14 protein-coding genes are annotated in these 15,474 nt (G+C 40.4%); 7 read left to right on the top strand and 7 right to left on the bottom strand.

Features of this window, described 5'->3' with window-relative positions; genetic code table 11:
- Positions 1–91: 91 nt before the first annotated feature.
- From D0T85_RS08130 to D0T85_RS08105, 6 genes are all read right to left on the bottom strand, one after another.
- Complete coding sequence (locus D0T85_RS08130) at positions 92–1,039, bottom strand: glycoside hydrolase family 43 protein (RefSeq protein WP_163212076.1); 948 nt, start codon at positions 1,037–1,039, stop codon at positions 92–94.
- A 92-nt stretch (positions 1,040–1,131) separates the two neighbouring features.
- Positions 1,132–2,127 (bottom strand): glycosyltransferase, encoded by a 996-nt coding sequence (locus tag D0T85_RS08125; protein WP_163212074.1) that lies wholly within the window; start codon positions 2,125–2,127, stop codon positions 1,132–1,134.
- 2 nt (positions 2,128–2,129) lie between these two features.
- A complete protein-coding gene (locus D0T85_RS08120; RefSeq protein WP_163212072.1) occupies positions 2,130–3,263 on the bottom strand; it encodes a hypothetical protein in 1,134 nt (377 codons plus the stop codon).
- A gap of 532 nt (positions 3,264–3,795) precedes the next feature.
- Positions 3,796–5,934, bottom strand: a complete 2,139-nt coding sequence (locus D0T85_RS08115) for a DUF3352 domain-containing protein (protein ID WP_163212070.1) — start codon at positions 5,932–5,934, stop codon at positions 3,796–3,798.
- Positions 5,935–6,287: 353 nt separating this feature from the next.
- Complete coding sequence (locus D0T85_RS08110) at positions 6,288–7,931, bottom strand: Gfo/Idh/MocA family protein (RefSeq protein ID WP_163212068.1); 1,644 nt, start codon at positions 7,929–7,931, stop codon at positions 6,288–6,290.
- 3 nt (positions 7,932–7,934) lie between these two features.
- Positions 7,935–8,420 (bottom strand): DoxX family membrane protein, encoded by a 486-nt coding sequence (locus tag D0T85_RS08105; RefSeq protein ID WP_163212065.1) that lies wholly within the window; start codon positions 8,418–8,420, stop codon positions 7,935–7,937.
- A gap of 109 nt (positions 8,421–8,529) precedes the next feature.
- Between D0T85_RS08105 and D0T85_RS08100 the strand changes: the two genes are divergently transcribed.
- From D0T85_RS08100 to D0T85_RS08080, 5 genes are all read left to right on the top strand, one after another.
- Positions 8,530–10,314, top strand: coding sequence for an ABC transporter ATP-binding protein (locus D0T85_RS08100; protein ID WP_163212063.1), 1,785 nt, complete (start codon positions 8,530–8,532; stop codon positions 10,312–10,314).
- A 480-nt stretch (positions 10,315–10,794) separates the two neighbouring features.
- Positions 10,795–11,184: a hypothetical protein gene (locus D0T85_RS08095; protein ID WP_163212061.1), complete on the top strand. Its 390-nt coding sequence runs from the start codon at positions 10,795–10,797 to the stop codon at positions 11,182–11,184.
- A gap of 126 nt (positions 11,185–11,310) precedes the next feature.
- Positions 11,311–12,012, top strand: coding sequence for a hypothetical protein (locus D0T85_RS08090; RefSeq protein WP_163212059.1), 702 nt, complete (start codon positions 11,311–11,313; stop codon positions 12,010–12,012).
- Positions 11,972–13,333, top strand: coding sequence for a replicative DNA helicase (dnaB, locus tag D0T85_RS08085; RefSeq protein ID WP_163212058.1), 1,362 nt, complete (start codon positions 11,972–11,974; stop codon positions 13,331–13,333). The genes D0T85_RS08090 and dnaB overlap by 41 nt, the downstream gene beginning before the upstream one ends.
- Positions 13,334–13,449: 116 nt before the next feature.
- A complete protein-coding gene (locus tag D0T85_RS08080) occupies positions 13,450–13,722 on the top strand; it encodes a hypothetical protein (protein ID WP_163212056.1) in 273 nt (90 codons plus the stop codon).
- A gap of 126 nt (positions 13,723–13,848) precedes the next feature.
- Here D0T85_RS08080 and D0T85_RS08075 read toward each other — a convergent pair whose 3' ends face one another.
- On the bottom strand, positions 13,849–14,349 hold the full coding sequence (locus D0T85_RS08075; protein ID WP_163212054.1) for an HU family DNA-binding protein: 501 nt from the start codon (positions 14,347–14,349) through the stop codon (positions 13,849–13,851).
- 273 nt (positions 14,350–14,622) lie between these two features.
- Here D0T85_RS08075 and D0T85_RS08070 point away from each other — a divergent pair, with 273 nt between their 5' ends.
- Positions 14,623–14,838: a DUF4248 domain-containing protein gene (locus D0T85_RS08070; protein ID WP_163212052.1), complete on the top strand. Its 216-nt coding sequence runs from the start codon at positions 14,623–14,625 to the stop codon at positions 14,836–14,838.
- Positions 14,839–14,946: 108 nt separating this feature from the next.
- Positions 14,947–15,363, top strand: coding sequence for a hypothetical protein (locus D0T85_RS08065; protein ID WP_163212050.1), 417 nt, complete (start codon positions 14,947–14,949; stop codon positions 15,361–15,363).
- Positions 15,364–15,474 lie beyond the last annotated feature (111 nt).

The following is a 15,474-nucleotide window of genomic DNA, read 5'->3' as shown; positions in this document are numbered from 1 at the left end:
TTTTTTGAAGTAAATGTATATAAAAATAGGGATAAAGTTTCGTTCTGATTTAAACTATTTTTTTCTGAACAAACACACAGAGGTACAGATTCTATTCCACCCCAGGCCTAACCGTTTCTCCACTAATAGAAACCACCCCTTGGTCCGAAATAGAGAAATTCTTAATAAAAGAAGTGCGTGGATGTATCTTTTTTGTGCTCCAATGTGCATGGAAAATATACTTCCAACTGCCATCAACAGATTGGAACGGAGCACCATGCCCAGTACCAACCAAACCATTATCTCCTTGTAAAATGGGGTTTCCATCGTATTTTGTCCAAGGGCCACAAGGCGATGAGGCTGTTGCATAACCTACCCCATACCCCTGATTTTGATAATGGTTGGCAGAATAAATCATATAATATGTGCCGTTTTTCTTGAGTAACGAAGGCCCCTCGGCTACTTTAGCCTGTAGCAACTCCCACGGCAATTCGGCGGTAATGCATTCGGTTAGTGTTTCTTCTTTGATACTCATTAAATCGTCCGTCATTTGGGCCACCCAGATAACATTGCCATTTGTAAAACGTACAAAATAGAGGTATGGTGTTCCATCATCGTCGATAAAAAGGGATGTATCGATGCTTTTTTCATTCCAGATGGGTTTCTTTACTTCTTGGCGGAAAGGCCCCGTTGGCGAAGTAGAAGTAGCTACGCAAATATGTTCCTCGGTAGAGTAGAACATGTAGAATAACTTTTTCGATTCGATGTAATATACTTCGGGTGCCCAGAACCCCCAGGTGCCATACGAGTCGGTAGCAGATAATGCTTGCCCTTCAAGTTTCCAGGACACCAGGTTGCTGGACGAATAACAGGCAAAGCCTTCGTCTGAGGTGTCGCCTCCTGTACCGTAGGCATAATATTTGCCATTGTAAGTCATTATATACGGATCGGCAATAGGCAGATAATCTTTCTTAATGTTTTTGCTGTCGGCACTTGTGCAACAGATAAACAAGGCACAAAAAAGAGATAATAACAGAAAAGTGTTTTTTATTGGTAACATAATACAACTGTTTAATTGAATGTACAAATGTATTTCATTTAATCAGCGTAAAATGCTATGTGTTATTCAAATAGTAGAACTTTTTGTTCATTTCAATAACCCGATAAATCATTATCAGTATAATATCCCAATCGATTTTCTCTACCATCGACAGCGGTTTTAATGCCACCGCTTTTTTCTTTCTTATCGTTATATATCTCTTCGTAATCGCGGGTGTATGCTGCATTGGGTACTACGTTAACATCAAAAGTAACTTCGTACATGCCTTTTTCTTCCAGATTGGCCAGAATGGTGACATACTGTTTAACATACCCAACGTTTTTACCGCTATCGTATTTAAGTATAATAAACCCTTTACCACCACTGGGAAGCACTTTAAAAGAAGATTCATCTACAAGTATGCATCCACACGAAGTATTACCCCGTGGCGGTCGGGCCCGTTTAATAACTCCTTGTTCGATTTCACAACTATTTGCCATGCGGAGGGTAGCACCTACAGCAATAACTTGTTTAGTGGAATTGAGGATAGGGAGCATCATTTTGGTTAAAACATCGCGCGAGAGGATGCAATCTACATCAGTGCATAAAAAGTACGGAAATACCGAAGCGTTAATGCCCGCATTGGTGCCGTCGGCCTTGGTACCTCCATTCTCTTTATCTACAACGGTTAGTATACCGTATTCTTGATTAGTGGATTTAAATATTCTCCTGAAGGGTTTAGTTTTTATCTTTTCAATATAGGCAAAAGGAGTTTCAACCAGTTGAAATTCCTCGATCAACAGGTCGAGGGTTTGGTCTGTACTTCCATCGTTTACAATAATTACCTCAAATAAAGGATAATCTAATGTAAGCATAGAGTGTACATTGGTTATAATGGTTGTTGCTTCATTATATGCAGGGGCAATAACCGAAATTCCCGGTAAATAGGGCGATTCTTTAAGAATATCCTCTTTCCTTTTGTTGTATAGCCATTTATGCTTTTTAATATTGAGATAACTCAAATACGTAAGCATAAGCGTACAAATGATGATGAAGAATCCATAGAAAAAAACAAGGTACTCATAAAAATAAGATATTCTCTCTACCATACTCACACAAATTTAATTAATGGATTACTCACATGATCGAAAGCCAATTTAGAGAAACCCACAGCTTTTTTTTTCAATCCGTCAAAGAGTTTTCTTCCCTCTTCTCCATAATTATAAATAGCTTTGAGGATGATTTTCTCATTTTCGTTGTCGTAATTGGTTTGATAGGCTTTTTCTAAAAACAACAACGCTTTTCCTGTTTTCAGTTTCGAAACAGTACGTATAATGCTTTGTTGTATTGAAAGAGGTTGTAAGGGATATTTTTCGATCAATGTTTTTTCGGCAGGCCTATACATTAATTCGCCCAATGCATCGATGCAATGTTCACTAATCATCAGGTTGTCGCTTTCAATCAATGTATGCAGAAAAGGGGCACACTCTTTTTGCTGGAGGATTTTAATTTCATCAATGAGGAAGCAGATAAAATGATTGTTTTTTGCGCTTTTAATCCATTGGGTTAGTAAGGGCACACTTTCTTTTCTCTTTAATGAAAGGAAACGGTGGATTTCAATTTTATCCCAGCTGTTAAAGTCGCAGTCAAAATCTTCACCGAAAAACTTAAATGGTGTGTGTTTATTTAAGTGTATAAAAGATGCACGGGCTTTTTTGCGTAATGGTTTGTTGCGGCTGTAGGTTATCGGTGTAATAACCGATCCGGAAATGTCTATGTGCATTTCGTCGAACTTACATAGAGCGTTGTACTTGGTTGCTGTATTGCCGTAATTGATTTCTCGCTCCCAGTAGGCCGGAATCCTGAAATATTCAATAGCATTGGTGTAGTTGTCGTTGTTAAGATCAGGTATCTGCCTGGATAGCTCTATAAAAATATCGGTTAATATCTGTTTGTCTCTTTTCTTTAGCTTTTTGGTGTCTGCTTTCAGCAGATTATGAATGTCACTGTAGATATAGATTCTTTTGTCGGAAAGTATTTCACTCAGTTGAGATTGGTATTTCTCTTCCAATCTTTTTTTGTATCGGGCATACTTCTTCGTTTTGTTTTTTATATGGATGAACCTAACTATACAAAACAAAATAAAAGGGCATGCTATTGTAGTAAAAAGAACAGCAATCCTTATTACTAACGGAAAACCAAGAAATGTATAATAAAAATAATACAAATAATATTCTATCATCATAAGGTAGGGGTTTGGCTGAATAGTAATTGTCTTATCTGCCAACAAAGATAGAATGAACCTTTTAAGAACCTGATGATAATTTGTAACTAAAATTATACGGTTTTTCTCTTTAAATATTCTGTTTTACTTCATTAAGTGCTTTGGGATAGAAAAAGCGTGAAAGTGTTTTTGGGGTTGCAAATTGTAAGTAGCATAAGCCCGAAGGGCTTTAACTATGCATAACCCCGGGTGAGCAAAGCGTAACCCGGGGTAGGCAAAACTCCACTCACAACAGCCCTGAAAGGGTTGAACTCCTTCGGAGCTCAGAAAATCAAGGGGAGTTATACCCCGGGTTACGCTTTGCTCACCCGGGGTTATGCACATATTACNCCCACTCAAAACAGCCCTGAAAGGGTTGAACTCCTTCGGAGCTCAGAAAATCAAGGGGAGTTATACCCCGGGTTACGCTTTGCTCACCCGGGGTTATGCACATATTACCCCTGCCGGGGTAATTCGTAACTAAAGCAAAGCAGCACAGTTATTTCTGTGTAGGTTATTTAAACCTTTCCTTCTTGTATTGCTTACCTTCTTCGGTGTAATATTTCCATGTTCCTTTAGGTGCATTCTTTGAGTACTTACCCCGGAGTTTCAGCTTGCCGCTTTCGTAATACTCGCGATGGCGGCCATGACGCTTACCTGCTTTAATCTCGGTTTCGCTTTTTAGTACACCATCCGGATAGAATTCGCGCAATACATTTCCTTGGAACTTTTCAACATAAAACAGTTCGAGCTCACTGATTTGTCTCTCTTCTGTTTCTTCCGCATCTTCTGTATTGTCTTCTTCGGTATCTATTGCATCCGGTTCTTCGTCTTCTTCTATCTCCTCAACTACCTCTTCCTTTGGGTTATAGGGCTTGTAATTCATGATGTAATGTAAAGAGGGCGATTGGGCATCTCCTATAATCTGTGTACTCCAGTATGGAAACGAATAAAGAATATCTTTACTCTGGGCAATATCTTTCCATGTATCAGGGGTTAACAGGGATTGTAGCTGCGGATAGAATTTATGAAAATCGGCATACAAGAAGAAGGTTGAGCTTTTATCGTATTGAGCCGAAGTTTCTTTAAACCCTTTATCGTTTTTAAGCAGGTATTTCTGTTCGTAATCTTCAATAAAAGAGAGTAAGGTAGAAGGCTTGTTGCTAAAAAGCACATAATCATCTATGTAGGTATAATAAGGCTTCTCAAACTTATCGAACATCTTGCCAAAGAATAAACGGAAGAATCCTTTCATCTCGATATAATGAATCTGATACTCTTTATATTCTACCGATTTAATTTTTATGGGGGTACGGTTCTTTATCTTCTTTTCGATAAACTCCATATTCTTACGGGCATCTTCCTTGTTATTTGCTCTAACAGCTAAAATCAGTTCGGGTTCACGGCCCAGCAACCCTGGTTCCAGTTGTGAAATAGCAAACTCTCCCGACATCCAGCTAAGGAAGTGCTCTTCGAGCGATATACCAAAAAGACTTTCTATCTTTTTGCGCGAACTGGTATAGGTGTTATACATTTCCTGATCGGAGGCTTGCATGGCTGTTTCGAGTTCCTTCATAAACTTCACCGGATCTTCAATTCCTATATTGGTATAAACAGCAGTACGTGCCGACATAATTTCGTGTGCATGCATTTTATGTTTACCCGATTTAAGCAAGGCAGCAATATACGGATCGAGGTTTTCTTTAGGAATTGAGTAACCTTTAAGTTCTATTTTATCGTTGTTAGAGTCGAAATACAAACCCGCAAACTCCATAGACGAAGCAAACATGTTTATGGATTCGCTGTCTTCGTCAAGGTATATTTTCATAAACTGAGGCAGGTATGCGTAGTTTATAAATAGTCGGTACAGGCCTTTACCAGCTACCAGCTTGTCGGCTTCGATAAACGAATAGTTTAAGCCAATTTTAGGAGTATGTCGTTGGTCTATTGCTGCTTCGACCAGCTTTGAGGTGAAAGATAATACAATATGATTGTCAATGAAAGCAGTGTACATTATCTCACGGGTTTCCGGGTCTTTCACTTCGAGTATATCAATCTTGTTATGCTGGCGCCGGGTTACGGTGCTTCCCATCAACTTAAATACATTCTCTATCTGGTCTTTTACCACACTTAGCTTTGCTGTTTTCTGCAGATCAAGGATTACCAGAAAGTCAAAGTCGGCCGGGCGGGTTTTATGCACCGATATCATCATATCGCGTTCGCCAACAAGCGATAAAAGTATTTCGTTGCTCCGGATAAGAGAATCGGCAAACTCTGCTTCGGCTGCCATTTCTTTGATCGATTCGGCGCTTTTAAGTGTTTGCCAGGCTTTACTTCTGTTAAACCGGGTAAAGTCTTTCACCGGATCCGACGATTGGATTATAAATACCGCATCTTCGGGCACAAGATATACTTGTTGGATATTCTTGTCTGGTGACAGGAATATGTCGCCTAAAGAGTATGCAAAATATGCAACTAAAGCGAGTATAATTACAAGTATTACTTTGCCGGTTATCTTGCGTTTTGGCTTTTCCGGTTGCGGAGTGGTTGGTTCCGGCTGTGGTTGGTTAACTATCTGCGCGGGTGCAGAGGGCTCATTCACTGGTTTATCAGCAGGCAGTTGCTCTTCTGGTAAATAATCTTGTTCGCTCATGGTTTTTCGTATATGATTGTGCTTGAGGTTGCAAAGTAAATAAAAACTTATTTACCCCCAATTGATTTAGCCTGAATTATTCATACTCGTTTGGTTCAGTTAAAATAAAAACACAGAGTCACAGAAACACGGAGCTTTTCCTTGTGCTGAACACAGAGGCCTTGAAGCAAGAAAGCTCTGAGGCTTACAGCCTCGCATTCCATGTGATCCTTCATCGTAGGCCGTTGGCCTACGCTAGAGGCTATTAGGCCGTTGGCCTATTTTGAGTTATTGTACGACAAAAGCGAAGCCTCCGTGTTCAGCACAAGGAAAAGCTCCGTGTTTCTGTGACTCTGTGTTTTAATTCAATCCTCTTATCCCCTCACAATCTCCTCTTTCTCCTTATCCCAGTACATAGTACGTCCTTCCAGATAAGCACGTGTACCCATGTGGGCAGCAATTGCTTCATCGAAAGCTTCATCAATACCACACGACGGTTTAAGGTTTCTGTTACGTATACATTCTAACCACTCGCGCATGTGCAGGAAGGTAGTATCGTACCTTTTACCACCAAGGTAAGAATAAAGTAAGCCGCGTTGAGCAAAGTAAACCTGCGTAGCCGATGTTATGGCATCCACCTCGCTCTGTCCCGGCACGTAAGTATAGAAAGGAACATCCGGTTTAATGATACCCGCATCAATCTTTTCTTTGTAACGGGTCGATGAAGGATCAACTTTTACCGTAAGCGTATCACCTACTTCCATGCTGGCATCGTGCCCCATAATTACTTTACCGCGGTTGCGTTGGCTGGCAAGTGTAGCACTGTACAGAAGCGTAAGGTCCTTTTCGGGGAATTCGAAAGTTGTTTGCAGAACATCGGGTACAGTACGACCATCTTTAAAGAAGTAAACCCCACCCGAAGAAGTTGCCGAATGCGGAATACCAACCCCCAGTAATTGATTTACAGCATCGTATTCGTGCGTAAGCAAGTCGCCGCTAAGGCCAGTGCTGTAATCCCACCAACAACGCCAACGGAAGAAGCGCTCAAGGCTGAATTGGTTTCTCTCTTCCGGACCTACGTATTTCATCAGGTTGTGTTTAGACATATAGTCCATATACTCGCTTATCCGTTCTTCGTCGCCCTCAAACTGTTTCCAGTCTATGGTTTGCGGGTTTGCTGTAGGATCAATGTTGTACACCCAGGCGCCATTAGGGTCGTTACGGTTGGTGCAAACCTCTATCAGGCTCACATGGCCCAGTAGTCCTTTTTCAATAATTTCTTTGGCTTTGTTATAGCTATCTACCTGTCGGCCCTGATGTCCAAGCTGGAAAACAATTCCGGTTTGTTTCACTACATCTCTTACCATGTAGGTTTCGGGCACAGTCCATGTCATTGGTTTTTCCAGATACACATGTTTGCCTGCTTTAGCTGCATCCATGGCCATGGTTCCGTGCCAGTGGTCTGGTGTGGCAATGATTACCGCATCAATATCGGTTGCGGCAAGCATCTCTTTGTAATGACGGTAGCGTTTGGGGGCAGGGCCGGTTTTACCGCCTACGCCTTCGCGGTAGATATTTGCTCCGGCAGCAATTCCCTGTTCGGCAAAAGTGTCGAATATATCGCAAACACCGGTTATTTCTATATTTAAATCTTCCTGTTCGCGGAAATCTTTATAACGGGTATCCCTTTTATCCGACTTTGATCCGTCGATAAGCGTTTGTAACTCTTCGGGGGTAGCAAAGCCCAATGAGCGTAGCAGTAGTTTTCCGCGGATACCGCAACCAATAATTCCTAACCGGATTTTCTCTCCGTTAGCTTTCAAGGGGGTAATTGTTGTTTGCTGATTGCTTAAGCTGAATACATCACTAACATCACGAAGTGCCAGGTCATATTTTCTTTTCTTATATGCACCATAGGCCAGTGCGCCGATTACAGGTATTGTTGCCAGTGCTTTAATTGTATCGCGTTTGCTTTGCGATTGAGGTTTCTTATTGTTATTGTTATCTTTTGATTCCATGTTTTATTTTGCTTTGCGATTAAATAATTGAAGAACATAACGATCCAATCCCCAGTTTTTTGAGGTTGGAAAATAAATAAGTACCATTAATGCACCTATTTCAATAAGGTTCTTGTCTACCCACAGGTAAGTTCCTTCGGTAGGCATCATGTAAGCAGCACCAATAAAAGGCGGATGCGATAAATAAAACATGGCAAGAAAACAGATACCACCTATTGCTGCCAGCTTAAAGAAACATCCGGCTATAAGGCCCAGTCCAACAAGGGTTAGCCCAATAACATTGATGTAGTTAACAACATCCAGCAAAGCCGGGTTCGAAGCAATAGAGTAAAACGTTTCGGCGAAAAAGCCTTTGGAGTCCATAAGATAAGGATAGGCACTCCAACTCGAATTAAATAATTTAGTAACTCCTTCGTAAAGGAAATGCCAACCAACAAGGCATCTAAGGGCAATTAGCCAGAAAGTCTGGCCTCCGGAATAATTCTTCATGTATTTGTTTTGTAGTTATGAATAATGAATTCATGGTTTTTAGATGGGCGCAAAAGTACAAAATCTTTCCGAAAAATATTACCTTTGTGAGAGTGAATGAAAAAACGATATGTCCTTACTACAATTATTTAAAAACATTTCTCCTTATGTAAAGCCTTACCGTTGGCTGGTAATTTTTACGCTGTTATTAACACTTGTTGGTTCGTTTACTGCACAGGTCAATGCTTGGGTGTTGCGCTATACTGTTGATGAAATCACGGTTTTACTCAATAACCATCAGGGATTGCGCGAGGGAGTAACTATTTTGATATGGATATCTGTTATATTAATTGTCAAAGAGATACTTAACTCTTTTCTGCAATTCGGGCAAAAATATTATGGCGAAAAATTACGCATTTACATCTCTCGCGATTTGGCACAAACGGTAATTGAGAAGGTGCTCACTTATAAACTGGCCTTTTTCAGTTCGGGTGGCAATCAGCCGGGGAAACTTCAAACCCGTATCGACCGGGGAATAGAGAGTATTACCCGGCTAGTACAAAATTTCTTTATTGATGTACTTCCGCTGTTTACCAACTCTATTGTAGCGCTTCTAATGATGTTCAATGCCAACTTTTACGTTGGTTTGGTGGGACTATGTGTTGTACCGGTCTATTTTTATGTAACCCGTATTCAGGCAGATAAATTAAGTGGTTCGCGTCGTAAAATCAGGGAGTTGCGCGAAAATAAGAGTCAGGGGATACTGGGCATATTAGAATCTATCATGGTAATCAAATCGTTTATCCGTGAAGATATAGAAGGCGAAAAGCAAATGCAATTGCAGAACGATCTTACCGGGGCACAGATGAAAACCCGTAAACTAAGTTTTTTCTTCGATGGGCTTAAAAGTTTCATCGAGCAGATTGGAGTGGTATTAATCATCATTCTTACTGCCTATTTCGTTCTATCCGGGCAGATGACCATTGGTGCAATTATGTTCCACATTATGCTTTTTAATAATGTATCGGCCCCCATCCGTCAGCTACATCGCATTTACGATCAGATGAATGATGCCCTGATTTATTCCGAAGGTTTCTTCGATATCCTGAAAGCAGATCACCAGATAGAACAATCGGGCAAGTACAAGCCAACAGATGTGAAAGGCGAGTTTAGATTGAAAAAGGTTAATTTCACTTATCCGGATAATGAAGAACCAACGTTGCATGATATTGACATGGTTATTGAGCCCAATAAAATAACAGCCCTTGTTGGTCTGTCGGGTGCAGGAAAAAGTACATTGATTAATCTATTGGATAAATTCTATCTGCCCGAGTCGGGCGAGATTCTTCTGGATGGTATTAGTCTAAACGATTATGATACTACTTTCTTGCGCGATAATATTGGGCTGGTTTTACAAAAGAATCATATATTTAATGGTAGTATTGACGAGAATATCCGTTATGGTAATCCTAATGCTACCCATGAGGCGGTGGTAGAGGCTGCCAAGAAATCGTATATTCATGATCAAATCATGTCATTGCCCAATGGTTATGATACTTCGGCACTGGCACTATCGGGTGGACAACAACAAAAGATTGCTATTGCCCGTATGTTCCTTAAAAATCCGCCAATAATTTTTCTGGATGAGCCAACAGCCAGTCTGGACGCTGTATCAACAGAGCAAATCAAGAATAGTTTAGATGCAATCAAGAAGGACCGGACTGTTGTTATTATCTCTCACAGTATTTCTCAAATCATAGACTCCAATCGTATTTATGTGATGAAGAATGGCCGGGTAGTGGAATCGGGAACACATGAAGAGATTTACCATCAAAATGGAACATATAGCGAGATATTTAATGCTATGGCGCGGAGCTTGAATATTGATAAGATATCGAAGACGTTGGAGGATTAGAAACAAAAATGTTACTTCGAGTTTAAGCAATTACCCCGGCAGGGGTAATATTTGCATAACCCCGGGTGAGCAAAGCGTAACCCGGGGTATATACCTCCTTGATTTTCTGAGCTCCGAAGGAGTTCAACCCTTTCAGGGCTGTTTTGAGTAGGGTTTAACCTACCCCGGGTTACGCTTTGCTCACCCGGGGTTATGCATAGTTAAAGCCCTTCGGGCTTATGCTACTTGAAAAAAAAGAACGATCACACTTTAATCTGCCACTTCTTGGCGAATAAAAAATATGTTAAAACTTCTCAAATCCTACCTCCTTACACCACAAATTTCTTTATTTTTCTTAAAATCATCTAATCCAAACTAGTTTTGCCATAAACAATAAATGTTACACAATTTCATTTTAGAAATATTAAATAAAATGCTTGTTTACATGGTGTTTATAATATTTGATTTTATTTTCATGCCGTTAAATTTAAATTAATAAGGATGAATAAAAGACAGAACAAAACTAGTTCCGATTCAGACACAAAAAGCACTCAAAAAGAAGAAAAGGTAATCGGAGTTGAATTGGCCAAGAATCTACTTGATTTACACGGAATTAAACCAGAAAACAAGATCATAGTTGTTGACTGTGAAGAGTTTGTTAAAGTTATGATCATGCTCTTTGAGACGGATGCAATACGGGTTGCAGGAAATAATGGAAGCGAATCATTTATCAAAGCATTGTACAGTGGAAATAAAATCATGCAGAAGCGATTTCCAGATAAAGAAATGAAGCCAGGGAGCTTTTCTGCCTTGTTTTACGAGGTAAAAAGAATGTTGAAACCAGAGTTGGAAAACAAAACACAAGGGGAAAAAAAGAGGAAAAGAAAGTAGATGTTTGAAACTAGGAGATTTGGCGTTAAATCTCCTAGTTTCGTTTTAGAAAATTGATTAGCACTTTTGCAAAAAGTAAAAATCTAATTATTAACGCTTATGGATGGATATTCATTAACAAACAAAATGCGACGAACTCGCACAAAGTTTAAACTCAGTGTTGTTGAACAGGCACTTTACCACGAACTGATAGCGGTTTGCAATAATCAAAAATGGCCGCAAATATTTAAATGCTCCAATTATCAGCTTACCAGTGCTCTTTACATTAGCAACCGAACATTGATCAGGGCCAGGAAAAAACTAGTCGAAGCCAAACTTATTTATTTCCAGTCGGCAAAAGGACTTGGCTTTGAAAATTCGTACTCGTTTATTGTAGAAATGAGTGTAGGCAGAGCACCATCCCCTAACAACAATGTAACACCATCTCCTGGTGCTGAGGCGGCCGGAGGGGATAGTGCTCAGATGGCAGACTATAATAAACAAAAAAACAATAAAACACCCCCTCTATCCCCCAAGGGGGCTGAGAGTGAAAGTGGAAAGAAGAAATCCTATATCGAACTTATTCCCTTCAACCAAATAAAGCCCCAACTACTGGCCGATGAAAGCTGGTGCGAAATAACCGCTATGCAATCTGGCCTAAGCATCAGGTTTCTGGATATCATGCCCAGCCAGATCGACCTTTTTTTGCAATATATCATCGCCACCGGCGAAGAACATACAGTACAAACCCTATCCACAGCCAAACGACGTTTTTTTTGGTGGTGGAAAACACAAGGAAAAAAGAATTATGAAGAAAACTCAGAAAACGTTGACCCCGTTATTTGGTAGCGTTACCCCCCAGGCGCTTGATGCCGAAAGAGCAGTAATTGGAGCCATTATTGGTTTTGGAAGTGCAATTGATGAAGTATTATTCCTCACTCCCAATATGTTTTACGACTCCCGGCACCGGGTTTTATTCGAAGCTATTATGGCTTTGAAGCAAAAAAATGCAGCAATAGACCTTATTACTGTAAGTCAGGAAATACTTGTAATGGGGCAGGGCGAACAGGTAATGCCTTGGTTTATAGCCGAATTAACCGGTTCTGTAACTTCGCATGCTCATATTGTTGACCATGCCTTGATTGTTAAGCAAAAGTACCTTCAACGGCAGGTTGTTGAATTTTCGCTTCAGGTACAGAGTAAAGCCGGCACTGAAAGCGAAGACATTGCCGATGTACTTACTGGAGCCGGCAAAGAGATTGAACACCTTCAGGAAGTACTTGTTGGTCAGGAAGAAGAAGCATCTTACCGGGAAATATCTGCCGAATTTTACGAAGACATCAACATCCGTATGAATAGGTTCAACAACAAACTGCAAACAGGTATAACCACCGGGCTAACCGAGCTGAACCAGATTACCTCGGGTTGGCAGGGGTCGGAGCTGGTTATACTGGCAGCCCGTCCTGCCATGGGTAAAACGGCCGTAGCCCTACACCTTGCCCAATCGGCCGCACATGCGGGTACATCGGTATTAATATTTTCGTTAGAAATGTCCAGGGTAAGCCTTTACAAACGCTCCATTCTTTCGGAAAGCGACGATATTAACCCGGGAAAGCTAAAATCGGGAGACTTGTTGAACGAGCTCAAAGATATTGATAAATCAGTAGCCAAGCTTAGTAAACTCCCAATTTATGTGGACGACAATGCCAACATAAATATGGCCTACATTCGTTCTAAAAGTCGGTTACTGAATAAGAGAAACAAATGCGACATGGTAATAATAGACTACCTGCAACTCATAACAGCCGAGAAAGGAAAGTATGGCAACCGCGAACAGGAGATAGCATCCATGAGCCGCGAAGCCAAACTGATTGCCAAGGAACTGGATATCCCGGTAATTCTCTTATCCCAGTTAAACCGTGATGTGGAAAGAAGGCAGGATAAACGCCCTATGTTAAGTGACCTCCGCGAATCGGGAGCCATTGAACAGGATGCGGATATGGTTGTGTTTATCCACCGTCCCGGATATTACGGCAAAGCTACGAAGGATAAAAACGGCAACGAGGTAAAGAACGCCGGCGAACTGATTATTGCCAAGTACCGCAACGGACCGATAGGCAGAGTGAAATTCAGGCACAATGATACGTTGACAAAAATCGAAGATTTTTAACGAAAATGAATTGGGAACACAGAGACACAGAGGCACAGAGATTTTCATTTACAGGGTTATTAAAACTCTGTGTCTCTGTGCCTCTGTGTTCCCAATTTACATCAAAACTTAAAACAATGAGTATAAATAACGATGCAATCCTTATGCGAATTGCAGAACGCAACAGAGCGTTCAATCAATTCAGAGAAGTTTATATCCGAATGGATAAAGTAATTGAAGCCCTTTATCAATCGGGCTTGTACACAGTAGAAGAATTTGCCGAACTGGCTTTGGAGTACCGGGTTTTAAAAATCAGGGCCGAACACCTTGAGGAATACATCAGGAGAAATTTTCCTGCTAAAAACCTGGACGAAACCATTAAGTGGATGAAGAACGGAAGAGTATCTTAAGATAAAAAAAAGAGTAAGTTAACTTCTTGTTTATAAAAACTTAAGTTTTTACAGGCAAGAAACTTAACTTACTCGGAAGAAAAACTTAACTTACTTTGAAGAAAAATTTAACTTACTGGTTGGTGTTTAAGCAGTTGGATCTATCCATCCGCCACCACCATCGTCGCCTCCATTGTCACCGGAGTTATCGCCACCGGCAGCTGCAACAACACCTAAGGTAGCAATATTAACGTACCTTACATTCTCGGTGAGTGCCCTGGTGATACCTCCGTTACCCTGACGACGGGTGTACTCGGGAGTGAATTTGCAACGTAAACCGCCAATCTGCGTACTGCTTACATCGCTTTCTTCTTTTACTCCGTTGCCCTTGGCCGATACCATCATGGTAAACGTTCCGAAACCATCGAGCTTTACACTCATACTGTTCATCAGGTGGTCGCTCATTACCTCGGTTAGTGAGTGAATAACATTCTGTACATCACCAACGGTAAGAGAGGTTGCCCAACTAACTTTCTTGGCAATTTCGGTAGAATCTATTGTCCCAGCTTTAACCAACCGGGGATAGTATAGATACTCACCGCTCTTGGTAGGAAGTTGCGATTGAAATGCTTTGTATAATAACGGCATAATTCAATTTTTTAGGTTAATAAAATAAGGATAATTACTCCTTGCTGTAACATTACAAGGGCAAAGGTGCATACTATTTAATAAATAGAGTATCAATAGGTTACGGGCGGTTACAGCGGTTTACAAGTAAAAGATTATTTGGGTTTATTTCACATAATATTACGATTAATTAGAACACAGAGACACAGAGGCACAGAGGTTTTTCATTTACAGGGCTATAAAAGCTCTGTGCCTCTGTACCTCTGTGTTCTAAACAAAAAATACAGAATCAATATGAACGAACATATAAAAGTGTACTCTAAAACAGAACTGGCATTGTTATACCTGCCGGATATGAAGCCGGCAACGGCACGCCGCAACCTGCGCGAATGGATTGATGCAAACAAAGAATTAACCGGGGAACTGGAAAAATCGGGTTATCGAAGAAATAACACACGGTTTACACCACATCAGGTAAGTTTAATTTTTAAGTATTTGGGAGAGCCTTGATAAATTATGATTTAAACACAGAGACACGGAGAACACAGAGTTTTTCAATTACAGAGTTATAAATCTCTGTGTCTCTGTGTCTCTGTGTTCTAAAAACTATAAACTTAAATGATTGAATATGATAGATTAGAAAGGCTTAAGGTCTTGCAAAAGCAACGTAAGCAGATTATGCTGGAGGAAGCGCTTTTATTGGCTCCGTTCCGGCATGACACACAGAATATAGAGTTACTATATTCGCATTTTAACAAGATTATTGCAGAGTTACCAGCTAACATACAACTAGATAAAAGGGCTGCAAAAAAGCTGTTTTTATTTATAATCTTGTATTTATATTCTCCAGGCACATTAATTGGCCGAAAGATGGAACCCGGCGTACGTGCCACTTTGGCTGATATTATGGGTTTTCATTCGCCTGCCTCTGTAACATATCACTGCATGGGGCTGGAAGTATGGTATACTCAATATCCGGATTTTAAAAACACTACAGATTATATTTTTCAACGGTTAGCCGAAACTAATATTTGATAATGACTTCCGTTGTTAAATACCGACTGTTAAAATCAAAGTATATCGGGTTTTTATGGAATATTTTTGCGATTTAAACAACCGAGAATCATCAATTGAGGGTTTAAAGTT

The sequence above is a fragment of the Bacteroides sp. 519 genome, assembly GCF_010500955.1.
GTDB lineage: Bacteria > Bacteroidota > Bacteroidia > Bacteroidales > Bacteroidaceae > Bacteroides.
Note: the sequence above shows the minus strand (reverse complement) of the source record. Positions and strands in the feature narration are given on the sequence as shown.